Annotated in this window: 20 protein-coding genes; 7 read left to right on the top strand and 13 right to left on the bottom strand. The window is 59.5% G+C overall.

Features of this window, described 5'->3' with window-relative positions; genetic code table 11:
* The first annotated feature begins 33 nt into the window (after positions 1–33).
* From IPP03_16555 to IPP03_16545, 3 genes are read left to right on the top strand one after another with little or no spacing between them, the layout of a single operon-like run.
* Positions 34–915, top strand: coding sequence for a PhnD/SsuA/transferrin family substrate-binding protein (locus tag IPP03_16555; GenBank protein ID MBL0354179.1), 882 nt, complete (start codon positions 34–36; stop codon positions 913–915).
* The gene (locus IPP03_16550) at positions 912–2369 is read left to right on the top strand and encodes a HAMP domain-containing protein (GenBank protein MBL0354178.1); all 1458 of its coding nucleotides are present in this window, start codon (positions 912–914) and stop codon (positions 2367–2369) included. Before IPP03_16555 ends, IPP03_16550 begins: the two co-directional genes overlap by 4 nt.
* Positions 2353–3699, top strand: coding sequence for a sigma-54-dependent Fis family transcriptional regulator (locus IPP03_16545; GenBank protein ID MBL0354177.1), 1347 nt, complete (start codon positions 2353–2355; stop codon positions 3697–3699). Before IPP03_16550 ends, IPP03_16545 begins: the two co-directional genes overlap by 17 nt.
* A gap of 497 nt (positions 3700–4196) precedes the next feature.
* Here IPP03_16545 and IPP03_16540 read toward each other — a convergent pair whose 3' ends face one another.
* From IPP03_16540 to secA, 10 genes are all read right to left on the bottom strand, one after another.
* Positions 4197–4844 (bottom strand): hypothetical protein, encoded by a 648-nt coding sequence (locus IPP03_16540; protein MBL0354176.1) that lies wholly within the window; start codon positions 4842–4844, stop codon positions 4197–4199.
* A 119-nt stretch (positions 4845–4963) separates the two neighbouring features.
* Positions 4964–5740 (bottom strand): hypothetical protein, encoded by a 777-nt coding sequence (locus IPP03_16535; GenBank protein ID MBL0354175.1) that lies wholly within the window; start codon positions 5738–5740, stop codon positions 4964–4966.
* Between the two features lie 51 nt (positions 5741–5791).
* A complete protein-coding gene (locus tag IPP03_16530) occupies positions 5792–6496 on the bottom strand; it encodes a hypothetical protein (protein ID MBL0354174.1) in 705 nt (234 codons plus the stop codon).
* Positions 6493–9060, bottom strand: a complete 2568-nt coding sequence (locus tag IPP03_16525) for a DUF3987 domain-containing protein (protein ID MBL0354173.1) — start codon at positions 9058–9060, stop codon at positions 6493–6495. Before IPP03_16525 ends, IPP03_16530 begins: the two co-directional genes overlap by 4 nt.
* Entirely contained in the window at positions 9057–9308 is a 252-nt protein-coding gene (locus IPP03_16520; GenBank protein ID MBL0354172.1) for a hypothetical protein, read from the bottom strand. The genes IPP03_16525 and IPP03_16520 overlap by 4 nt, the downstream gene beginning before the upstream one ends.
* Before the next feature lie 8 nt (positions 9309–9316).
* Complete coding sequence (locus tag IPP03_16515) at positions 9317–9541, bottom strand: AlpA family phage regulatory protein (protein MBL0354171.1); 225 nt, start codon at positions 9539–9541, stop codon at positions 9317–9319.
* 222 nt (positions 9542–9763) lie between these two features.
* Positions 9764–10381 (bottom strand): hypothetical protein, encoded by a 618-nt coding sequence (locus tag IPP03_16510; protein MBL0354170.1) that lies wholly within the window; start codon positions 10379–10381, stop codon positions 9764–9766.
* 79 nt (positions 10382–10460) lie between these two features.
* On the bottom strand, positions 10461–11723 hold the full coding sequence (locus tag IPP03_16505) for a tyrosine-type recombinase/integrase (protein ID MBL0354169.1): 1263 nt from the start codon (positions 11721–11723) through the stop codon (positions 10461–10463).
* 215 nt (positions 11724–11938) lie between these two features.
* The gene (gene argJ / locus IPP03_16500; GenBank protein MBL0354168.1) at positions 11939–13165 is read right to left on the bottom strand and encodes a bifunctional glutamate N-acetyltransferase/amino-acid acetyltransferase ArgJ; all 1227 of its coding nucleotides are present in this window, start codon (positions 13163–13165) and stop codon (positions 11939–11941) included.
* Positions 13166–13214: 49 nt separating this feature from the next.
* A complete protein-coding gene (gene secA / locus IPP03_16495; protein ID MBL0354167.1) occupies positions 13215–15926 on the bottom strand; it encodes a preprotein translocase subunit SecA in 2712 nt (903 codons plus the stop codon).
* Between the two features lie 170 nt (positions 15927–16096).
* Between secA and IPP03_16490 the strand changes: the two genes are divergently transcribed.
* Positions 16097–17005 (top strand): DUF1186 domain-containing protein, encoded by a 909-nt coding sequence (locus IPP03_16490; protein MBL0354166.1) that lies wholly within the window; start codon positions 16097–16099, stop codon positions 17003–17005.
* Between the two features lie 6 nt (positions 17006–17011).
* Here the strand turns inward: IPP03_16490 and IPP03_16485 are convergent, their stop codons facing one another.
* Positions 17012–17401: a transcriptional regulator gene (locus tag IPP03_16485; GenBank protein MBL0354165.1), complete on the bottom strand. Its 390-nt coding sequence runs from the start codon at positions 17399–17401 to the stop codon at positions 17012–17014.
* A gap of 95 nt (positions 17402–17496) precedes the next feature.
* On the opposite strand from IPP03_16485, the gene IPP03_16480 reads away from it, so the two are divergent.
* Positions 17497–19611: a site-specific DNA-methyltransferase gene (locus IPP03_16480; protein ID MBL0354164.1), complete on the top strand. Its 2115-nt coding sequence runs from the start codon at positions 17497–17499 to the stop codon at positions 19609–19611.
* The gene (locus tag IPP03_16475; GenBank protein ID MBL0354163.1) at positions 19608–22553 is read left to right on the top strand and encodes a DEAD/DEAH box helicase family protein; all 2946 of its coding nucleotides are present in this window, start codon (positions 19608–19610) and stop codon (positions 22551–22553) included. Before IPP03_16480 ends, IPP03_16475 begins: the two co-directional genes overlap by 4 nt.
* Here the strand turns inward: IPP03_16475 and IPP03_16470 are convergent.
* On the bottom strand, positions 22540–23406 hold the full coding sequence (locus tag IPP03_16470) for a M23 family metallopeptidase (GenBank protein MBL0354162.1): 867 nt from the start codon (positions 23404–23406) through the stop codon (positions 22540–22542). The genes IPP03_16475 and IPP03_16470 overlap by 14 nt on opposite strands.
* A gap of 64 nt (positions 23407–23470) precedes the next feature.
* On the opposite strand from IPP03_16470, the gene IPP03_16465 reads away from it, so the two are divergent.
* The gene (locus IPP03_16465) at positions 23471–23905 is read left to right on the top strand and encodes a DUF721 domain-containing protein (protein ID MBL0354161.1); all 435 of its coding nucleotides are present in this window, start codon (positions 23471–23473) and stop codon (positions 23903–23905) included.
* Here the strand turns inward: IPP03_16465 and IPP03_16460 are convergent.
* Entirely contained in the window at positions 23892–24080 is a 189-nt protein-coding gene (locus tag IPP03_16460) for a hypothetical protein (GenBank protein MBL0354160.1), read from the bottom strand. The genes IPP03_16465 and IPP03_16460 overlap by 14 nt on opposite strands.
* Positions 24081–24086 lie beyond the last annotated feature (6 nt).

The raw sequence follows: 24086 nt of genomic DNA, 5'->3' as shown, positions 1-24086 counted from the left end.
GCGAGAAGGCTCGGCTGCCGCTTATTATTCCTTATGGTCAGTTTGCCCCAGTCTTTGCTTTCGCTTGCCAAGCGGCATTTTCTGTGTTGCCTGGGAGGGCTGGCCATGCTTCCCCTCGCAGGCGCAAAGGCTGATGGCGGGGGTGTTCTGCGTATCGGCCTGACTCCGGTGTTTCTTGACGATCAGGTCAGCTTTCTTGGGCAGTGGCGCGACTGGCTCGAACAAAAACTCGGGCGTTCCGTCGTTTTCGTGCAGAGAGGTAGCTATCGGGAGGTGACTGACCTCTTGAGTACAAGGAAAATCGATTTTGCCTGGTTGTGCGGCTACCCCTACGTTCGTCACCGCCAAGAATTCCGGTTGGTAGGGGTGCCTCTCTGGCGCGGTCAACCGCTCTACCAGTCCTATCTGCTGGTACCAGCATACGATAAAAGAACCCTCACTATTGCGGAACTGCGGGGAAAGGTGTTCGCCTATTCCGATCCGGATTCGAATTCCGGATTTATCTACCCGCAGTATCTGCTGACCACGCGCGGAGAAAACCCGTCCACCTATTTCTCCCGAACCTTCTTTACCTGGAGCCATCGCAAGGTGGTCGAGGCAGTCGGCGTGGGCTTGGCGGACGGTGGGGCAGTGGACGGCTACGTCTGGGAAACCTTGGCCCAAGTGCGTCCGGAATTGACGCAGGCTACTCGCATTATCGAGCGCTCACCTTGGCTAGGTTACCCGCCATTTGTTGCCAGGGAGGATATTCCCCTGGCAGAGCTTGAGCAGTTTCGTGCGGTATTGATCGGCATGTCGGCTGATCCACGAGGAAGTGAACTGCTCGGCCGTTTGTGGCTGGACGGCTTTACCGCCGGAGACCCTTCATTGTTTGATGAGATCGCCCGGATGGCAGCCACGGTTAATCGGCGATGATCTTTCGCGCCGATCTCTCGCTACGCTGGAAAATCCCTTTGCGCGTGATGTTTGCGGTGTTGGGCACCGCCATTGCCGTGACGGCAGCGCTGGTCGTCTGGGAATATGACGAGATGCGCCAAAATCTCGAAGGGCATGCCAAAAGTCTCGGACGTGTGCTGGCCAACACGCTGGTCGCACCAGTGCTGCACGATGACATCTGGCGTGCCTACGAAATCCTTCAGTCGGCCCGGGAGAGCTTCCCTGAAGCTCCTGAATTGCAGGCAGAGATTGTGCTGGTGACGGATACCGACTATCGGGTCTTCGTATCGACTCGGCCCCGAGAATTTCCCATCGGCAGCAGCCCAGCAGCGCATGGTGGCGCCTACGCTCAATTGCGTGCTGGATTGTCATCTCTCCAGCCGAGTGACCAGAGGGTTCTGGAGCCCAGCGATTCCCCGGTCTATTTTGTAATGTCGCCGCTGGTGGCGGACGGTGTCGCACTTGGCCACGTTATCCTCGGTTATTCCAAGATTTCCTTCCTGCCTCGTTTCCTCGGGCTGGTTGCTCGGGCAGCATTGGTTACCCTACTGGTTCTTCTAGTTATTCTTCCGGTATCCTGGGTGTGGGCGACGCGAACCGGTGAACCGCTGCTTCGCTTAGCCGCTGCCATGCGTCGGGTGCCCCAGGATGTTGAAGAAGCCGATCTGGCCAGCCTGCCGACCAGTCGAGACGAAATTGGCCAACTGGGCATGGCTTTCCGGCGCATGGTCGGCGTACTCAAGGAAAAGCAGGATATCGAGCGTCAGATGCTCGTCTCAGAACGACTGGCAGCCTTGGGGCGCCTAACGGCCGGGATTGCCCACGAAATCAACAATCCGCTGGGGGGCATGCTGACGGCCATTAACACCTATCGAAAACACGGCAGCGGAAGCGATTCCATGGCCATGGATACCATGTCGCTGCTGGAACGCGGGTTAATGCAGATTCGCCAGACCGTCGGCGCTCTGCTCGTCGAGACCAAACCCAAGGACCGACCTTTTGCCCCACAAGATATCGATGATGCGCTGATCCTCATCGATGCCGAGGCGCACATGCGCGGCGCAGCCATTCGGGTGGACTCACAGTTGGAAGGACCCGTGCCCCTTCCGGCTACTCTGATCCGCCAGATTCTGCTGAACCTCCTGCTCAATGCAGTAACTGCAGCAGGCGACAAGGGGGTCGTCCTTCTCGCCGTAACAGCGGGTGAAGGCCACCTGCTGATTGCAATCAACAATGATGGCGCCTTTATTCCTCAGGAACACATGGATACGCTCTTTGAGCCCTTCGTAACCACTACTAGCGAAGGGGGGCATGGACTGGGCCTGTGGATCGTCTACCAGATCGTTCAGCAGCTCAACGGAGAGATCACCGTCGAAAGCCTGCCGGACAGCACATCCTTCAAGATGGTGATTCCCTATGGCCAACCCATCTGAAATTCTTCCTCGCCTGTGCCTGATCGAAGATGATGAGATCATGGGCGAGTCGCTGAACCAACGATTTACCCTGGAAGGATTCGAGGTCGATTGGTGGCGTAACGCCCGTGACGCTTCGACTGCGTTGGAAAATCGGCGATATCAGGTTATTGTAAGTGACATTCGCCTCCCTGACCGCAATGGCAGTGACCTTTTTCTCGATCTAGTCACTCGCCTGCCCAGGTTGCCACCATTCTTGTTCATGACGGGTTACGGCAGCATCGACCGGGCGGTTGAGCTGCTCAAGGCGGGAGCCGCCGACTACATCACCAAACCTTTCGACGCCGATGCGCTTGTCGCCAAGGTGCGCGGACTGGCGCAGGGTTATGGCGCTCTCGGCTCGAATGATGGCGATGCGCTGGGCGTCTCGCCGGCTATGCGCCGCATCGCCGAAACCCTGCCGCGCCTCGCGCGTCACGCTTCCGCACTCCTGATCACGGGTGAGTCCGGTGTGGGCAAGGAGCATGTGGCAAAAGAGTTTCACCGACATGCCGCGGGGATCACCGCGCCATTCATCGCCGTAAATTGTGCGGCGATTCCAGAGTCGCTGCTCGAATCCGAACTCTTCGGATATGAGAAAGGCGCCTTTACCGGAGCGGCAAAGACCAAGCGTGGATATTTCGAGTTGGCAGACAATGGCACGCTGTTCCTCGACGAGATTGGCGAAATGCCTTTGTTGATGCAGACCAAGCTCCTACGGGTTTTGCAGGAGCGCGCCCTGATAAGGGTCGGGGGAGAGGTGAGCGTCACCGTTAATTTCCGTTTGGTTTGCGCCACTCATCAGGACTTGAAGGTGATGGTTGAGCACGGGCAGTTTCGAGAAGATTTGTATTACCGAATCCATGTCATTCAATTGCGCATTCCGCCGCTGCGGGAGCGTCCCGACGATATTCGCTGGTTTGTCCGGCACTACGTCGAGACATTTAACCGAGCCAACCCGGCGGAGTTGCGTCGCCTGGACCCACGAACCGAGCAGGTTCTAACCAGCTATCTCTGGCCTGGCAATGTCCGCGAACTCAAGCATGCCGTGGAGCGTGCCTGCATCCTTTCACCAGGGCCATTGCTGGGTGCCGAAGCGTTCTTTGGTGACAGTCTGGAAGGCGGCAAGCTTGACGATGCGATCTCGCCTTCGCTGGCCGAGTACCTGATGGCCTGCGAGCGTGACTATCTTCAGGTGGTACTTGAGCGCCACGGCTGGCACATGACGAATACGGCCGAGGCACTGGGTATTTCGCGCAAGACGTTGTGGGAAAAAATGCGGCGGCTGGAGATACAGGCGAATGAGGAGTAGAGCCTTAAAATGGTTTTACTTCGCGAGGCGGAAACAACCGTCCAAGAATTCGATATTTGCATTTTGCGACAAAGTTCATTAATGACGATATCGGCCTTATGGAAAGGATTGCATAACGCCGCGTACCTGCCAGTACGCAGGTGCCTGGAATGGCCGTTGCACTTTGTTACCTGCAGGTCAGCAGGTACCTGCCGAAATGACAACAATGGGTCGACATGGTGAGTTTCTAGAGCGAGAAAGCTGCCGTTCGCCCAGACTTCTCGACCTATGGCTGGTGACTGCTCATTGCGGACGTAGATGGCTCAGCTCTCCAACGTCCGTTCAGGCCGAGGTGCGGGCCGATCGACTACTGGCCCGAACGGCAGGTTTCTGATGAGTTACCTGCCGCTCGTAAAGCTCAATCCTTAGAGCCTTCTACGGCCGGTTGTGGCCGACTGCTGACCGATGACGGATGGAATTACACTCCTTGGCCCGATACCGATTTTTGCGAAACAGATTCAGCCACCCCCGGTCAGGTCTTCAAGAGCAAGCCCCAAGCCGTCAAGCCGCCGATTCACCAGCCCAAACTTTTGCGCGATCCCGGCCAGCGATGCCGCAACGAAGGCATTATGTTCAGCCTGTAGTCGTTGAAAGGTGCGCCAGTGCATCCCCTTGGGCTTCCTGCCGTTGCCATTCAGCATGCCCGGCGCCCACCCAAGCCTGTCCCGGATTCGATCTGCCCGCCGCGCTGCTCGATCATGGCCGGGTTCCCGCTGGCATTGGTAATTCAGCTTATGACAGTGCCGACAGGCGAAGATTGAACCGCCGAAGAGAATTGCTACGCGCCGTCCACATCCTTGCGCCGGACAGAGAAACCACGCCCGCCGCCCCCCAAGGTTGCATCCCGTCCATTCCAGATAAACCGGATACTCCATCGGCTTCCATTCGCTGCCGTTACTCTGGGTGCGATATATCAGCGTCACATGGTCGGCCTCAGTCCGCATTTTGATTGACGCTGTAGTTGCGCCCCTGCTCGACCAAGATAAATCTATCATCCTCCCGGGAATCAGCCACTCCTTGCGCTGCAACAATCGAACATCGAGGCGCAGCATGTCGCTTGTCGTGTCCTTTCCGCCTTGCCCGCATCCGCTACCAAAGCCGCCCATTATTTTATCCTTCCGAGATTTGCCTAAATCATCAGGCAAGTTTGCAATATCGTTTTCGTCGAAAATAACCGAAAGCCATAGCCTGACGGGCTTTGCGCCCGATTTGGCGATATTACATTTCACCCGCCGCGAAGCGATTTCAGCTTCAAAAGCATGGCCAAAGTGCGTTCAAACTTGCGATCCAAATGCGTTTCGTAGCGGTTCAACTGCTCCAGCAAGTGTGCTCGCAGGCTTTCGCCCAAGGTTTGCGCCTTGATTGCCGGGGTAAATTGGGCTTCCCGCGCTATCTGGAAACAGATAGGTTCCAGAGACTCGCGGATAAACTCAGTCAGCCCTTCAGCGGTCGCCGGGTATTCCTCTTCGTCTACAGACTCGTCCCACATATCGCGGGATTCTTGAATCAGCGCCCGCCGGGCTTGGGTGTAGGCATTCGGCCCGCCCTTGCGAAGTATCGCCGCCGCCTTCCGGGTTGCCGCCAGATCAAGCGCCGCGCCCCGCTGCCGCTCGGCTATCTCTTCCGGTGTGTCGTCCATGAATTCGCGCAGGTCGGCATTCTCGCTCGCGAGGCCACGTTGAAACGGTGCGGCTGAGGTAATCACCGACTTTGCACTGTTGACCGCGCATTTCAATCCCTCGTTGATCCTCGCGCCTTCCGCCAGCAATACACGGCGCTTGCGCCAGATGATCGTCGCCAATTCTTCGATCAGGTGTCGCTCGGTCATGCCCGCGGGTCGGTGTTCGTCGATCAGCGCCGCCAGCAGGTCGGCAAACTCGGCATGATCTTCGTGGGCCAGGACAACCAGCCGCGAAAGAATCCCGTGCTTCATGGCGTTGAAGCGCACCGGCTCATAGTTTCCTGTCGGCGCTACGGGTGCGGAATCGTCGCGGGCTATCAGCGCCGCCTCGTTGATGGTTTCGGCTTCAATGGTTCGCATGGTCATTTCCTTTCAGATGCCCGGCCAGCGTTCGCCGCCCGGTTGTTGATTGGTGTCGTTGGTTGGCAAATACCCGGCGCAGCGTTGCAGGGTGTCGGCTGGGGGCGCGTAGCCTCGATTGGCGGATACCAGCCCGCCGGGCTTGGCAATGGTGCAAACCCGCCCCAACAGGCTGAGGCATTGGCGACACGAGATGCGGTCATCGGGGAAGGGGTCAGGTTTTGGCAGTTCCGCCGCCGCCCGCCCGGTGAAGTAGGCCCGTGCATCCGCATCCCGCTGGCACCGTCCTATGACTTCGGCAATGGTCGCCGGGTCGGTTTCCTCGATCAGTTTCAGCCAGGCGCGGATTGCCGTTTCCTCTTCGGCAGTCATGGGTGCCGACAGTTGCCGGCCGGTCGGGGTATAGGGTTCCGCCGCTACCGCTTCCGGGTACCGCTCCAAAATCTCGGCATGGGTTGCTTCTGGACAGCAGGCCACTTCCAGCAGATCGCGGTCGACGTAGTGAATCAGCCACCAGCGGGAAGCGGTTGCCGTGCCGCCGGGACTGACTTTTACCGGGGGTGCGGTTTGCCCTTGCCCGGACTTTGCGACTGCGACAGTTGCGACACTTGCGACAGTTCGCCCCTTTTTCCCTTCAAGTGTCGCAATAGTCGCAGGTGTCGCAGTCGCAAACCTTACCGGGTCGCTCTTCCTTCGGATCAGGTTCGATAGGCTCATGGTGTCACCACCAGCGCCGGATTTACCTTAATGGTTTTCCGCCGCCCCTCATGGTCCACGCGCACACGGTCGAGCTCTTCCAGTTCCCGCAATGCTGTTGTCAGCCTTTCCTTGTCGCGGATCGGCCCAAGGCGTTGCGCCTCTCGGGTCGGTACAAGGTGCGTCCGTTCCCGCTTGCAAAGCTCGATCAGCCAACTATCCAGCCGCGCCGCGTCCGCCAGTTCAGCCGGTAGCGCAAGCTCACCAAAGAAGCGCCGGGCTTCGTGCAGGTGCCATGCCGTGATTCGGCTTGCACCCTCGAAAGCCTCCGCGCCGATTGCGCCGCCCGCCCCCTCGAACATCTGGAACAGTGCCGCCAGCCTTGCCGCGTTGTCGGCGGATTTGCTCGCCACGTCCCGCACGTCGTAAAGCTCGCCGCCGCTGGATAGCTCGCACTCGATTGCATTGTGATAATCCACCCATGCCGCTTTCGCTTCCGTGGTCAGGGGCAACATGGGCGGGGTCAGTGCGCCATCGTCATCAATGGGGGCGGGTTGATCCAGTATCGCGGTAATGCGCCGATGGAATGCGGCCAGGTACGGCCATGTTGCAGGCCCGTCCGGTGCGTCAGGGTCAATCATCCGCATCCCTTGCGTTGATCCCGGCCATGCCACAAGGAAGCGGGCAAGGAAGCCCGTGCCACGCGCCAGAGCCCCGGATCGGGTGAAAAATTCCCGCAAGGTCGGTTCCTGAATCTGCAAGGCCACGGTAAGACGCGCACCGCGCACAGTGAAGGACTCCGAAGTGCGCCGGTCAATGGTCAGGCTCTTGCCGTCCCATAGCTGATTCAGCAGGCCAAGATTCCGCATGACTGAATCCTTGCCCATGCCATGCGAACCGAAAACAATCCCGGCCTCGGCAGATACCACGCCGCCCGACGGCCATTGCCTTGCCAGCCCATAGGCCAGTGCCTCGGGGGTTGCGTCGGCATAGAGCAGGCGGGGAATTCTTGGCGGTTCCGGCTTGTCGTGTTCCAGATCGCGCAAGGCCGATTCCATGCCCGCCGTCGGCTTTTGATCTTTGGCAAGCTGGCGGATTTTTTCCTTGACGCCGCCGCGCTTGGCTTCCCATGCCTCGATTGCCGCCCTGTGGTCTTTCAGGATCGGCTTTGCTGCTTCCGCTTGGGCTTCCTCATAGTCGCTTATTGTCTTGGTGAAAAAGCCGTCGCAGGTTGATTTACGCTCGCCAGAATCGGCAATGGTCAGCAGGAACAAACCGACAGGCCCATGCAGCTTTTCCAGTCGCTTCGCATCGGCATGGGCTTGGATCGCCAGCGACAGCGCCGCCAGTGCCGACGATGCCACCATCGGGACAGGTGCCTTGACAAAGCCCGCTACCTCTTCCACCGCCGCCCGGATCGGCAGGGGCAGGGCATCAAGCGGATAAGGTTCCGGTTCGATCTTCGCCGCCAGCGGATGCGGATCAGGCCAGCCGTTTCCCTCAGAATCGCCCGCTGGCGCATCATCATTGCCGGGTTGACACTCACCCCTTGCGGGTGCGCTCGCGTTCGCTATGACTTGCGCTACGGCTTCTGGCCCGTCAAGAATGAACAGGTCGTTCATGTCCTTCATGTCGGGATCGCGGTCGGTGCCGAAGTCAGGGATTGCCGTCCTGCCAGCGCCGACTTTTGCGGACTCGATTGCATGGGGATCAGGCTCGCCGGTCGACTTCACCAGATCGGCCAAAATCACTATCACCGCCGCCGGGTAGCATTCGCGCATCGCCTTCGCCACCGCAGGCAGGTTGCCCGACGATAGCGCCGCAATGCCGGGATGCCCGGTTGCCGCCGATGCCGATAGCACTGTCGCCACGCCCTCGCCAATCAGCAAGGTCAGGCCCGCGCCGTCGCCATCTGGCAGGCGTCCGGTTGCCCAATACCCGCCCACCTTGCTACCGCGCCCGGCCAGCGCCGCCTTGCGCTTGTCGCCGTCGATCAGTTCCAGCGTTGATATGCCGTCGCCTTGCTTGACTGGAACCACCAACAAGCGGCCCGTCAGTAGATCGCCGCCCGACTTCGGCGCATAGCCAAGGATTGCCGTCGCCGCGCTCGCGTCAATCTCTCGCAGGGTCGCCACAGGGGAAACCCGCTTGCGGGCAAGGTAGGGGTTATCGACTGGGTCAGCCGCCACCTTGAAGATCGCCGCCGCCTTCGCCGCCGTGTCGGCGCATTCGCGCTCAATCTCCAATTTCTCCCGCTTTTCACGGTCGACCGCAGCTTGACGGCGTTTTTCCAATTCTTCTGGGGTCGGCTTCTGATAGCTGCCATCATCGCGCCAGCCGTTTGCCTTGGCTTCGTAGAACAGCGTCCCGATAGTCACCTTGCCACCCGCCCGGATACTCTTCCACACGTCCCGCGCATCCTTGCCGTTGAAGGAATCGGCTTGCAGGCTCCACGCCTCCCACAGGTCAAGGCCAACGTCCCCGAGCTCGGATTTGATCGCCATGCCCATGCGTAGCCATGTTTCGCGGTCGCTGGCATCAATGAATTGCAGGGCTTCGCGGATGCGGTCAATGTCGGTGCTCATGGCATCACCCCACTGGCGATCAGAAAAGCAATCACGGCCAGCAAGGCCAGTTGCCCGGCCATGTAGGCGTCAATCTGGCCTTGTTGCTTACCGCGTTGCCATCTGTGTTTTTGCTGACGACTACGTGACGGTTTAGCCAGATTGAGCCAACCTATCAGCAGATTAGATTTGGTATAATTGCGGCTATCGAAATTGGTATTTGAAGTCGTGGGGGTGCCTGCCCCGACGGCTTTTTTCTTGTCGCTCATGATCGCCCCTATGCCTTACGGCTCTTTTGGATTTGGGCGGTCAGCCAGGCGTCTAGCTCCGACTCGATCCAGCCAACGGCCTTCGCGCCGATGGAAACCGGAACAGGGAAGGTCGGGTCGTAGTCGCTCGGGCGCTTCGGGTTTCGGCGCAGCTTGGCGTAGATCGTGGAACGGGAAAGCCCGGTGCGGGCCTCAACCTGCTTGCGACGTAGGATGGTAAGGGCGTGATTGATTTGTGCGGCCATGCTCGTAATTCCTTAGCATTCGCCGGAACGTACCGGCATGGTTTCGCATTGAATACATCACGCCGCCCTCAGAATAGCCGGGCAGGTTCAGAAAACCCGCCCCGAAAAATGGGGATGGGGTGGGCGGGTTCCCTTGGTAGGGGGTGGGTAGGTTCAAAACCGCGCCAGCCTTGAAAACCAGTATTGGCAAGGCTCTTGGGGGTGGGTGGATTACTCGCCGGGGGTCTTTGGTGCGCCGCCGCCGGGTTGCCAATTCGCGACCTTCGCGGCTTCCTCGATTCCGGTTTCGTTAGGCTTTCCTTCGTCGTCGGTCATGCCGAATTCCGCCGCGTGTTCCCTTAGCCATTTCGCCAATGCCTGCTTCGGTGTCTTGCCGTTCAGGTTGGTAACAGCCAGCCACGCTCGAACTGCCGCTGCCAGTTTGGGCGCATAGCGAGGGTTCTTCGGGTCAAGGTAATCGGGAGCATCGGTCGCAGCCGGAAAGAAAAAGCCGGTGCGGATGCCACGGGTTGCCAGCCATTGCCGCAGGGATTCAACATCCACCCGCGACTCGACAAGGTTTATTGAGTCGTCGATTGCACCGCACTGGTTCCCGTTGATGTCATATTCATAAATTGGGATCAGCCGCCCTTTGATCGTCCCGCGCCGGAAAGTATTGGTTATCGCTGTCTTTGCGGCTTCGTAGCCATGCGGCCTTTCGTGCATTTCCCAGTTCTCCACATATCCATTACTGCCCGGGTCGCACTCGACAAGCAATAACGCCGCCTGAATGATGCTCAATTCATCGCATAGTCGCCAGTAATCCAGACTTTCCATGTTGTCCCCCATTTACACATCGCCTTTGAATCAGAAGCCGCGCCACTAGGGTGCCCGGTTTTCGTCCCGTCGGATTAGGCGCAGCAAACCTTTACGCCGCCTGATTCTTGAACGGCAAAACCTTGACGCCTTCCCGCCAGGCGTCTGTCAGGTCAGCCCATTGCTGCAACAGTGCCCGCCGTTGATCCAGCTTTTTTGCGTGGTTGTAGGCGCTACGGATTTTGTCTCTATCCTTGTGGGCCAGGATCAACTCGATAACGTCGTGGTCAGCCCCGGCCTCGTTGAAGTAGGTTGAAAACGTGGAACGAGTACCGTGCGGCGAGAATTTACCGGCATACCCTGCTCGGTTGAACACGTCGCGAATACCCTCATGGGTCAATGGCTGGTCACGATCCTTGCGCCCCGGAAAGACATACCGCCCCCGGCCCGTCATCGTCTGCAATGCTTGCAACAGTTGAATGGCTTGCGTCTGCAGTGGAACCATGTGCTTTTCGCGCATTTTTATCCGCTCGGCTGGAACCGTCCAAACGCCGATTTCAAAATCAAACTCGCTCCATTCCGCACCGCGCAATTCAACGGTGCGAACCATCGTCAGCCACAGCAGCTTAACGGCGCTTGCTGTAACCTGTTCGGCCTGCACATTTTCGACGGCCTGCAAGAAGGGCGGTATTTCCTTCGCGGTCAGGTGTGCAATGTGTTGGGTCTTGGGTGCCTTGATGGTGTTGCGTAGCGGCCAGGTGGGGTCAGTCTCGACCATCAGTTCCCCGGCTGCGTATCTGAATACACCGCCAATCCATGTTTTCAACAGCTTGGCGACACTTGGCGCGCCGCGCTTTTCTACGCGCTTCAAAACGTCTTTGACGTGCGCCGGGGTCACAGTCTTGATAGGCAGGAAGCCAATGAATGGATAGGCATCCCCGACAAATCTCTGTTTGATTTGGCGCGTGTAGTTCCCGGACCAAACCCTTTCGTTTTCCTCTATCCACGTTTCGGCCACCGCTTTGAACGTACTTGCCGACTCAACAGACCGGCGCAGGGTTTCCGTTCTTTGTTGGTGCGAGGGGTGGATGCCTTGCTTGACCAATCCCCGGCAGCGTTCGCGCTCTCCCCTTGCCTCTGCCAGCGTAAAACGCCGTCCGCTCCGACGCTCTTTGGCTTCTTCTTCGCTCTCGCCAAGTGGCGGTTGGCAGTAGCCGCCCATGGCAAACAGATTCTCCTTGCCGTCGATTTTGTATCTGTAGCGCCACAGCTTCGAGCCGTTCGGGCGAACTTCAATGTACAGCCCGTTTCCATCTGTTAGCTTGATCGGGCCTGTGGTCGCCTTCGTGTTGCGGATTGTTGTGTCGCCGAGCATGGGAAGCCTCTTCATAAAATGCTTTGGTCATTGGCCCGTACCCGTGTTTTTGTTGTACCCGCTTTTCAGAATCGGGTATAGGCCATCCATACCCGCTTTTATACCCGCATTGTTACCAGTAGTCAATGGAACGCTGCGGAACGATACAGACTAAAAAGCCCGCATTTACGCGGGCTTAGCGGAACATTCCGGCACTCACCGGACAAGCTATTTTCTTAACTCCGGTAATCGGCGTTGATTCTGACGTAATCGTAAGAAAAATCGCAGGTGTAAACCTTGGCAGCGGCGTGTCCGCGACCGAGATCGACGCGGATCGTGATTTCCGCCTGTTCCATGACCCGTGCACCATCCTGCTCCTGATAAGCCTCGGCCCGCCCGCCGTTCTCGGCGACCAATACGTCGTCAAGCCAGACCCTGACTCCATCGACATCGAGATCTTGGATTCCGGCATAGCCGATAGCGGCGAGAATCCGCCCGAGGTTCGGGTCAGAAGCGAAGAAGGCCGTCTTGACTAGCGGCGAGTGGCCGATTGCGTAGCCGACCTGGCGGCATTCTCCGCTGTCCTTGCCGCCGTCGATGGCCACCGTGATGAACTTGGTGGCGCCCTCGCCATCGCGGACTATGGCCTGCGCCAGTTCGAGCGCAAGCGCGATGATCGCCGCCCCGACCTCGGCCCAGCCGGCATCGGACTCCTCCGCAAACACGGCTCCCGACCGGCCGCTGGCGATCATGATGAAGGAATCGTTGGTCGACGTGTCGCCATCGACGGTGATGCGGTTGAACGATTGGTCAGCGGCCTCCTTGACCAGCCTGTCGAGCATGGCCTGCGCGATGCCGGCATCGGTGGCAACGAATCCAAGCATGGTCGCCATGTTCGGACGGATCATGCCGGCACCCTTGGACATGCCGGAAATGGTGACTTTTTTGCCGTTGACCGCAACCGTCCGTGAAGCAACCTTGGCGACGGTGTCGGTTGTCATGATGGCGTGCGCGGCGGCATGCCAGTTGTCGGCCTCGAGGTCGGCCAGCGCTGCCGGCAAGACCGCCCTGATGCGGTCGACCGGCAGGTTTTCGAGAATCACGCCTGTCGAGAACGGCAGCACCTGATCAGCGGCAACGCCGAGCAGTTCGCCGACCGCCTCGCACGTGGCCTGCGCCGCCTGATGGCCTGACTCGCCGGTACCGGCATTGGCGATGCCGGTATTGATGACCAGCGCGCGGATTTCCCTGCCACCCGCCAGATGATCGCGGCACAGTTGTACCGGTGCCGCACAGAAACGGTTCTGGGTGAATACCCCGGCGACCGTGCATCCCGCATCCAGCGCAACCAGTGTCAGATCACGCCGGTCTTTCTTGCGAATCCCGGCCTCGGCGACACCGAGGCGGACGCCGGCCACCGGAAGTATCTGATCGGCGTCAGGGGTGGCGTAATTCACTGGCATTCCATTTGACTCCAAAAACATCAAGGCACCTCACGGGTGCCTCGACGGGTCAGGACAGTTTTCCGTGGCAGTGCTTGTATTTCTTTCCGCTGCCGCATGGACACGGGTCGTTGCGCCCGACCTTTGGCCCGGCCTGAACCGGTCGCTGCGGCGGTGCCTCGTCGGCGCTCCCGCCCGACTCCTCGTCATAACTGCCATGCTGATACTGCACGTTGTGCACGTCGGCGTGCGGAACCGTTTCCTCAACATCTTCCTGCGAACGGATCTGCACCGTGAACACGACGCGGGTAACCTCCTTGCGCACCCGGTCGAGCAACGCCTCGAACAGTTCGAATGCCTCGCGCTTATACTCCTGCTTGGGATTCTTCTGGGCATAGCCGCGCAGGTGAATGCCCTGGCGCAGGTGATCGAGCGCCGCCAGATGTTCGCGCCAATGCGCATCCAGGCTCTGCAGCATCACATTGCGTTCAAACTGGTGGAAACTTTCGCCCCCGACCATGTCGACCTTGGCCTGGTAGGTACTATCAGCGCCCTCGGTGATACGGGCCAGAATTTCCTTGTCGGACAACGTCGGCTCGTTCGTAAACCACTCGGCCACCGGAGCGACCATCTGCAGGTCGGAGGCGAGTACCCGCTCCAGTCCGGTCATGTCCCACTGTTCCTCCACCGAGTCAGCCGGAACATGAGCGCGAAAAATCTCGGTAAGGACGGCATGGCGCATCGCCGTTATGGTTTCGGAAATATCGTCGGTTTCCAGCAGCTCGTTGCGCTGCTGGTAGATCACCTTGCGCTGATCATTGGATACGTCGTCATATTCCAGCAACTGCTTGCGAATATCGAAGTTGCGCGCCTCGACCTTGCGCTGTGCGGATTCCAGCGAACGCGTGACGAGCGGATGCTCGATCGCCTCGCCCTCGGGCATCTTCAGCTTGTCCATGATGGCGCGCAGGCGTTCGCCGGCAAAGATGCGCAGCAACGAATCGTCGAGCGATAGGTAGAAACGCGAAGAACCAGCGTCGCCCTGACGCCCGGAGCGCCCGCGCAACTGGTTGTCGATACGGCGCGATTCGTGGCGTTCGGAACCGATGATATGGAGTCCGCCGGCCGCCAGCACCTGGTTGTGCGGCTTCTGCCACTCCTCGCGCATGCGGGCCATCGTCGCTTCGCGCTCGGCCGCCGGCAGCGATTCGTCATGCTTGACGACCGACACGGCCTTCTCGATGCTGCCACCGAGGACGATGTCGGTACCGCGACCGGCCATGTTGGTGGCAATCGTGATCTGCCCCGGTCGACCGGCCTCGATGACGATTTCGGCTTCGCGGGCGTGCTGCTTGGCGTTGAGCACCGAATGCGGCAAGCTTTCGTTGTCGAGTAGGCTGGAGAGCAGTTCGGAGTTTTCGATCGAGGTCGTGCCGACCAGCACCGGCTGGCCCCGCGCCGAACAATCCTTGATATCGGCGATGATCGCCGCATATTTTTCCTGGGCCGTCTTGTACACCAGGTCATTCATATCCTTGCGCACCATCGGCCGGTGCGTCGGGATGACCACGGTTTCGAGGCCGTAGATCTGCTGGAATTCGTAGGCCTCGGTATCGGCGGTGCCCGTCATGCCGGACAACCTGCCGTACATGCGGAAGTAATTCTGGAAGGTTATCGACGCCAGCGTCTGGTTCTCGGCCTGGATCTGCACGCCTTCCTTGGCCTCGACCGCCTGGTGCAGACCGTCGGACCAGCGCCGGCCGGCCATCAAACGGCCGGTAAATTCGTCAACGATGACCACTTCGCCGTTCTGCACGACATATTGCTGATCCTTCTGGAACAGGGTCAGCGCACGCAGGGCGGCATTCAGGTGATGCATCAGCAGGATGTTCGCCGCGTCGTACAGGCTGCGGCCTTCCTGCAACATGCCGTGCTCGAGCAGAAGCTGCTCGGCGCGCTCGTAACCACTTTCCGCGAGATGAACCTGATGGCCCTTCTCGTCCACCCAGTAATCACCCTCGCCGTTTTCCTCGGCAGCGCGAGTCAGTTTGGGCACCACATCCTTCATGCGCAAATACAGGTCGGTATGGTCCTCGGCCTGGCCGGAAATGATCAGTGGCGTCCGCGCCTCGTCGATCAGGATCGAATCCACCTCGTCGACAATGGCGAAATTCAGCCCGCGCTGCACGCGCTGATCGGCCGTATAAACCATGTTGTCGCGCAGGTAGTCGAAGCCGAACTCGTTGTTGGTGCCGTAGGTGATATCGGCCGCATAGGCCGCCTGCTTGGCCTCGTGATCCATCTGCGAGAGATTGACGCCGACACTCAGGCCGAGGAAGCGGTGGAGACGGCCCATCCACTCTGAATCGCGGCTGGCCAGGTAGTCGTTGACCGTGATGACATGAACGCCCTTGCCGGAAATGGCATTGAGGTAGGCGGGCAACGTGGCGACCAGCGTCTTGCCCTCGCCGGTACGCATTTCGGCGATCTTGCCGTAATGCAGGACCATGCCGCCTACCAACTGCATGTCGAAATGACGCATTCCAAGTTCGCGCCTGCCGGCCTCACGGACAACGGCGAACGCCTCTGGCATCAGGTCATCGAGCGATTCGCCGTTGGCGTGGCGCTGGCGGAACTCGTCCGTCTTGGCACGCAATTGCTCGTCGCTCAGTGCTTCGATGACTGGCTCGAAAGCATTGATGCGCTTGACGGTCTGAGCGTATTGCTTAATCAGCCGGTCGTTGCGGCTGCCGAAAACTTTTCTGAGTAGGCCAGAGATCATCGCGATGGAGTGTGGTTGCGCACTGCAGCAAAGCAGCGAAGCAGCGATTCTAGCATGTACGCCCCGCCCGTCGCATAGAGCCGAAATCCAATAGAATTGCCGTATCGCTTGGCGGTTTGATCGCAAACATAGCCAACCACACCAACGCCCCCCTGCCGGAAGGACAGACCTTGAACTGGGAAGACATACTGAATTCATTCCGCAGCCCGCGCCGCGGCTATCCGGTTCTGGCGGCGCGAGCGGTGCTGAACGATGGCGAACATTATGAGTGCCTGATAGCCGAACTGGAGCGGATATCCGGCGACCCGGACGAAATGGCCGAGTCGATGTTTCATCTGCACGCCATGCATCTGCTGGCCCAGAGAAGGGAGACCCGAGCCTTGCGGCCGCTGCTGCGCATTGCCGCGCTCCCCGAGGCCGCCCTGGACGAAGCCCTTGGCGATCACCTGACCGAATCCTTTCACCGCTGCGTTGCCGCAGTCTGTGACGATGAAAGCCTGATTCGTGACTTCATCGAAAATCGCCAATATTCCGAATGGGCGCGCCATATGATGGTTGGCGCCCTCGTCAGCCGCGTAATTGCCGGCGATTCCCCGGCCGAGCAACTACTCGAATGGTTGTGTGCGCGGGGCGACCAGACAATGCTCTGGATCAGCGAACAACCCGCGACGGTGAATACGCGGAGCGACGAATTGCTCATGGATGCCTTGGCCGGCGCGCTGGCGGACATCGGAACATCAGTGCACCTGCCGACGATTCAGAGATGGTGGAATGCTGGCGTCCTGGATCCGCAAGTTGCCAGCATCGGCTGGTATGGCAGGGAACTGGAGCGCCCACTGGCCGAACGCCTCGACAGTTTCCTTTCCTACAAGCAGCCTTACGTGCCCGATGCGATTGGCGACATGCAAACGTGGCATTGCTTCTCGGATCGCTTCCATGACTTGCCAGCCAGACCCCCGCTGGCCGGCGAGGCCGCACCAAGCAATAGCGGCCTTAACCGAGCAACGCCCAAGGTTGGCCGTAACGAACCATGCCCTTGCGGCTCGGGCAAGAAATACAAGAAATGTTGCGGCGCTTGATCTGCTTCAGCTACTGACCTTGGCCAGCGCGAGGATCACCTCGCGCGCCACCTTCTTCTGCGGCGCCGGCAGGTTGACGAAGGCCTCCAGTACCTCGCGCTCGGGTCCGGTGACGGCTTCTTCCCAGCGCTTTTTCTTTTCCTGAACCGAGCGGATCGCTTCGCCGCCGAAGCGCAGAATTTGCGGCTCGATCTTGAGCCAGTCGGCGAGGATTTGAAGCTTGTCTTGCTGCGGTACGGCCTTGCCGAGCAACCATTGCCTCGCGGCCTGGAAGGAAATCGAACGTCCCCAGTACCGCTGATTGAACTCGCGCTCGATCACTGAAGGCCGTGGCTCATAGCCAGCAGCGAGCATGGCTTGCTTCAAGCGTTCGGCAAATTCGGCTTTCTCATCCATGCGCGGAAGTTAAATCTTCCGTTCAGTACCGAATTGAACCTACTTCAATCTAAAATTGAATTAATTATTCAATTTTAGATTGAACAGAAAATTCAATGGCGAAGTCATTGCTCGAACAACTCCCGGACATCGTCACCAAAGGCCGGCAACAAGCCGAAAAAATCCTCGAAAGTCTGGAAAGCCGTCACCGCGTCGGTCTGCAAACCCGGGAATGGGTACTGCCAGCCAAGGACAGCGCCGCGACCGACTGGATTGCCGCCAACGAACGGCGGGAATGGCTGACTAGCGTGCAGCCCGGCCTATTCGGCGAAGTGCAACCCTCGCTGGAAGACATTGCGCCGTGGACCAATCGCCTGATCTACGGCGACAACCTGCTGGCAATGGCGGCGCTACTGGCCGGCGACGAAAAGACCCCCAGCCTGCGCGGCAAGGTCGACCTTATTTACATCGACCCGCCGTTCGATTCCAAGGCCGACTACCGCACCAAAGTCAGCTTGCCCGGCGTTGAACTGGAACAGAAGCCCAACGTCATCGAACAGTTCGCCTATTCCGATACCTGGGCTGATGGCACGGTTTCGTATCTGGCGATGATTACGCCCCGGTTGATTTTGATGCGCGAGTTGCTGGCCGACACCGGGTCGATCTACGTGCACCTCGACTGGCATATCGGACATTACGTGAAAATCGTGATGGATGAGATTTTTGGGAAGGATTGTTTTCGCAATGAGATCGTTTGGCGTCGTTCATATAGCCATAACGACGGAAACAAGTTTGGTGCCATTCACGACACCTTGTTTTTCTACACGAAGACAAACGGCTATCACTTCCAGCCAGTATTCGTTCCACGCAGCGATGGGGAAACGGCGGAAGAGTATCCCGATATCTGCAAGTTAACAGGCAATCGATACAAATCGGTATCGATGAATGCTGCTGGTCAGGGGGAGCCACGCTACTTCGGTGATCGAGGATTGCTAAAACCACCCTCGGGGCGACACTGGGTATGGTCCCAAGAGCGCATTGATATTGCTCTGACTGAGGAGAAGATATTTTTTTCGTCGACAGGCACGCCCCGCTACAAGCAGTACGGCAATGATATTGAAGGCAAACAGGTTCAAGACCTTTGGTTTGACTTCATGGCAATTTCATCGCGCTCCAATGAAGGGCTGAACTACGCCACCCAAAAACCCGAAAAACTCCTCGACCGCATTATCCGCGCATCTTGCCCAGAAGGTGGATTAGTCGCCGACTTCAACGGCGGCTCCGGCACCACCGCCGCCGTCGCCGAAAAACTTGGCCGGCGCTGGATCACCACTGATCTCGGCAAACCAGCCTGCATGATCATGCGCAAGCGGCTGATCGACCAGAACGCTCGCCCCTTCCTCTATCAGGCCATCGGCGATTATCAGGTGGAGGCGGCCAAAGCCATGCTGGGCCGCGATTTCCGCATCGGCGATCTGGCGCAGATCGTTCTCTCGCTGTATGGTGCGCTGCCCTTGCCGGCGGAGGAGAACCCGGTGCGCAATCTCGGTCAGGTAACGGGTGGTGGCCACAAGACGCTGGTGCTGGCCGATTCGCCGAACAAGCTGACCGGCGCCGCGACGCTGAAGAAGGCCGTCGCCCAGCGCGACAACCTGATGGGCGGCTGGGATCGTGTCGTCGTCCTCGGCTGGAATTTCGAGCCGTCCATTGGCGAAACCATCGCCGCGCTGAACGATAGACGACTGGAAGTGCTGGTCATTCCGCCTGATTTGATGGATCGCCTGAAGAAAAAGGGCGGACTGGAAAAACTGCGCGGCACGGTGCGCTTCTCCAGTCTGCAATACCTGACCATTCACCCAGTGGAACGCACTGTTGCGGTCGACGGTCAGGAAACACTGAAAATCAAACTCAGGAATTACGTGCTGTTGTCGCCGGAAGCGATCAACCTCGACGAGGCCAATCGAACCAAGTTGCAGGCCATCGCCAATGCCGAGCCGCTGGCGCTGATTGAATATTGGGCGGTGGACCCGGATTACGACGGCCAGGTTTTCCGCTCGGTGTGGCAGGACTACCGGGGCAATACCGAAAACGACGGCGACCCGCTGCGCGTGGTGACGGAAGCCTGTTTCCAGACCCCAGCCACACCCGGCCCACGCCGGGTGTGCGTCCGGGTGGTGGATGTCTTTGGCTTTGAGGCGGAGGCCAGCGCCACCGTGGCATTGGCATCATGATCAAGGCGCCAGATATGCTTCCCCTCGCCGCCGCTCTCACCGCCAGGACCCAACAATTGTGCAGCGGCCTCGAAGACGGCAGCGCCGATCTCTACGATCTGGTGACGCCGATCAGCGCCGAATTGTTGCGTTGGTGGTTTCTCGACGATATTTGCCTTACCCGACGTTTCAATTTTCACCCCGGCCAGAAGCAGGCCATCCTCAATACCATCGTCGCCCATGAAGTGCTGGCCGCCCCGAACTTGCTGGCCTTGTATCAGCAAGTGGCGCCGGAGGCGCTGCTCGGAGGAACAACGCTGGCCGAGGTGGCGAGCGCCAAGCATGCTCACCCCAAGTATTGCCTGAAGATGGCGACGGGTACGGGCAAGACCTGGGTCTTGCAGGCGCTGTTGGTCTGGCAATTGCTCAACGCCAATGCGGCGCGGGCGAATGCTGCGGTCGACCCGCGTTTTACCCGGAATTTCCTGCTCGTCGCGCCGGGGCTGATTGTTTATGACCGCCTGCTCGATGCCTTCTGCGGCAAGCTGCACGATGGCGTGCGCGACTTCGCGACTTCCGATGTGGCGTGCTATGCCGAATTGTTCCTCCCCGAAGGGCAGCGCGAAACGGTTTTCGGCTTCGTGCGCGGCAACGTCTGCGCCAAGGAAGACATCGGACTGAAGACGACCGGCAACGGCCTGCTGGCGATCACCAACTGGCATCTGCTATCGGAAGTGGTGGAAGAGGCGCCTGAACCGGAATTTGATGCGCCCGGTGTGTCGCCGGAAGCGCAACAGGTGATTTCCGGGCTGCTGCCACTGACACCGGGGCGGGCGACCGGCAACAGCCTGGAGGTGCTCGACCGCCGCTATGCGCGCGGCGGGGTGCTCGATTACCTGGCCAGGCTGCCCGACCTGCTGGCCTTCAACGACGAGGCGCATCACATCCACGAGGTGAAAAAGGAGGGTGAAAGCACCGAGGTGGAGTGGCAGAAAAGCCTCTCGCGTATCGCCGAAAGCAAGGGGCGGCGCTTCGTCCAGCTCGATTTCTCGGCGACGCCTTACAACGATGTCGGTGCCGGCAAGAACAAACGCAAGCTGTATTTCCCGCACATCATTGTCGATTTTGACCTCAAGCAGGCGATGGCGGCCGGGCTGGTAAAGTCGCTGGTGCTCGACCGGCGCAAGGAAATCGGCGCGTTGCCGCTGGAGTTCAAGGCTGAGCGCGACGAGGACGGCAATCCGACGCTCGCGCAAGGCCAACGTGTGATGCTGCGCGCCGGCTTTGCCAAACTGAAGAAACTGGAGGCCGACTTTGCCACGGTCGACGCGCTCCGGCGCCCCAAAATGCTGATCGTCTGTGAGGACACGAGCGTTTCGCCGCTGGTCACGCGCTTCTTTTGCGACGAACTGGGGCTTGCGGATGACGAAATTCTGGCGGTCGACTCGGGCAAAAAGGCTGAATTGGGTGAGAAGGAATGGGCGCCATTGCGCGAACGGCTGTTCGACATCGACCGCCATGCCCAGCCACGGATCCTCGTCAGTGTGCTGATGTTGCGCGAGGGTTTCGACGTCAACAACATCTGCGTCATCGTGCCGCTGCGTTCCTCGCAGGCGCAAATCCTGCTCGAACAGACCATCGGGCGTGGCCTGCGCCTGATGTGGCGGGATGCCGAATTCGCTGAACTGAAGCATGACAACCGGGAAAGCATCAAGGCCGGGCAGGAACCGAAAAGCCTGATCGACGTGCTCTCGATCGTCGAGCATCCGGCCTTTCAGTCCTTTTACGACGAGCTGATGGCGGCCGGGCTGGTTGGCAGCACCAGCGAAGAGAGCGACAGCACGAGCAGCGCCGGCGACCTGATTTCGGTCGGCCTGCGCGACGGCTACGAGGCTTTCGACTTCGCCATTCCCTTCATCCTGCGCGAGGCCGAGGAGCGCCTGGAACATCGTCCGCCGCCGCTGGAAACCCTGCTGCCCTTTACCGCCATTGGCCGCGAAGAACTGTCCGCCATGCTTGGCAAGGGCGATGTCTTTGTTTCACAGGATTTGCAGACCCGTACCCTGTTCGGCGATTACCGGGTCGATGGCGTGGTAATGAACGTGACTGGCTACAACGATTTCCTGACCCGTCTGACCCGGCGCATCGGGCAGGCCTTGAGCCAACCGCTGCCGAGGGGCAACAGGATTGCCTCGCACCTTGCCAATCCCTATCTACAAGTCAATTCCGCAGAACTTGCGGCGTGGCTGGATGAGTACATTCGCGAGCGCCTGTTCGGCGCCGGCTTCGAGCCGCTGGCCGATGAGAGCTGGCGCTTGCTCCTGCTGCAACCGGTGCTCGACCATGTGACCAAAGTCTTCGCAGTGGCCTTAATCGACTCCGAAACGCGCCCCACCGTGGGCCAGACGGAGGTTTTGTATCGCCATTTGTCGGAAGTCGGCACGCTACCCATGCGCGAAAGCAGCTCGCTAGCGGTCGCCAAGTGCATCTATGAACGCCTGCCTTATCCGGCACGAAATGGCGGACTGGAAAAGGCATTCATCGAGTGGGCGCAGGCCGACAGCGGGGTCGAGGCATTTTGCAAGATCAGCGAGACGCGCCACGACTTTGTGCGCTTGCGTTACGTCAAGGAAGACGGGCTGCCGGCTTTCTATTCCCCGGATTTTCTGGTGGGCACGCAGCACACGGTCTATCTCGTCGAAACCAAAGCCGAAGGCCAGTTGACCACACCGAATGTACAGCGAAAACTGAAGGCAGCCGCCGCCTGGTGCGAACGGATCAACGGATTAGCCGGCGATGTAGAGTCGGCAAAGCGCAACTGGCATTACGTGCTGCTCGGCGAACGCCTGTTTGACGAATGGAGAAGCAAAGGCGCCCGCTTGCCGGATCTGCTCGACTTCGCGCGAATCCGCCCGGTGGCCGGCATCCTGGCGCAAGGCCGATTGAATTTTAACGGCGCTTGAGCAGTGCGTATTCGTCACCCTGCTTCAGAAATTGCGCCGGGTTCTGCGCGACGCCGAGCATGCGTACCTCAAAATGCAGGTGTGGGCCGGTGGTACGGCCAGTGGTGCCGACCGCACCGATCGTTTCGCCGCGCTTGACCAGGCCGCCAATCTTCGCGTCCATGCGCGACAGGTGGGCATAGCGGGTGACCAGGCCATCGCCATGGTCAACCTCGATCATGTTGCCGAAATCGCCCTGATAGGCAGCCGAGAAAATCACTCCATCGGCAGCGACAACCACCGGCGTGCCAGGCTCGGCATTGAAGTCGATGCCTTCGTGCATCGCCCGCTGGCCGAGGATGGGGTCACTGCGATGACCGAAGGGCGAACCGAGAAAGGCATCCTTGACCGGCAGGGTCGTCGGCATCAGCCGCTCCCTGACGCGTTTTTCCAGAAAGCGCAATTCGAACTCTGCCAACTCATCGGTCCGCACATCAACCTCCAGCGCCAGGCGGTCAATTTCGTGCTGCAATTCCTCGGCGCCCAGTGGCGCCGGCACGAATGCGCCACCCTGCCCGGGCGCCGGACCGCGCACAGGCGACGCTCCGCGCTTGATGCCGGCGAGTGTCGAGAGCCGTTCACCGAGCGTGTCCAAGTGCAGGAGCTGCGCCTGCAACTCGCCAAGGCGCTTGGCCATCAACTGCAGGTTGTTATTTACGTACTGCTGGGCCCTGTGTGTTTCCTGTTCCTGTGCAAGGATGCCCGGCCCGGTGTCGAACGATCCGTGGCGGGTGGCAAGTGACGAAAGGCCGGCCGCCGTCGCGATGACGAGGGAAACAAACGCGAAGCCCGCAATCGCCAGATGGCGAGGCATAATGGTGATTGTCCGCGCTACCTTGAGGTGGCGGGAAACAAGAATGATCTGCACTGAACCTCCTATGACCAACACGCTTGAGCGCTATCTTGACAACGATTCCGGCGCCGGCAGGGTGATGGCCCATGCCAGACTGCTACTCGACCTCGCGCGCCGCTTCGAGAAGGCGGCCCCGGCGGGACTGGGCGAAGTTGCGCACATTGCCAACTACAAGTCGGGGAAAGTTGTTATCCACGCCGACAATGGCGCAGTCGCCACCAAGATTCGCCAGTTGAGCCAGCGTCTGTGCGACGAGTTATCCAAGGGAGGGGCGGAGTGTAGCGGTATCGAGGTGAAAGTTCAACCCCGCCAAATCCCCCACCAATCACCGACTTCAACCACGAAGCCTCTCTCTGCGGGGGCCTGCGGGGCGCTCCGGTCAGCCTCTGAAAACCTGCCGGACGGGCCGCTGCGGAAGGCACTGGACACCTTGCTGGCGCGTGCCGCTAGGCAGGAATGACGGCGATCCGCTCAATGATCATGAGCGCAAAAACAATCAGCGCAAAGACTATCCCGTAGCGAAAGAGCCGCCAGGAAAGCAGCAGGTAACCGCGGTTGCCACTGATGGCGTAGAGCAGGAGGCCGGCGCCGATGGCGACCACCAGAATGACTGCAAGCAGGCGCAGCAGCCACATGCGGGA

It is taken from the genome of Candidatus Dechloromonas phosphoritropha, assembly GCA_016722705.1.
In the GTDB taxonomy this organism is placed as follows: domain Bacteria; phylum Pseudomonadota; class Gammaproteobacteria; order Burkholderiales; family Rhodocyclaceae; genus Azonexus; species Azonexus phosphoritrophus.
Note: the sequence above shows the minus strand (reverse complement) of the source record. Positions and strands in the feature narration are given on the sequence as shown.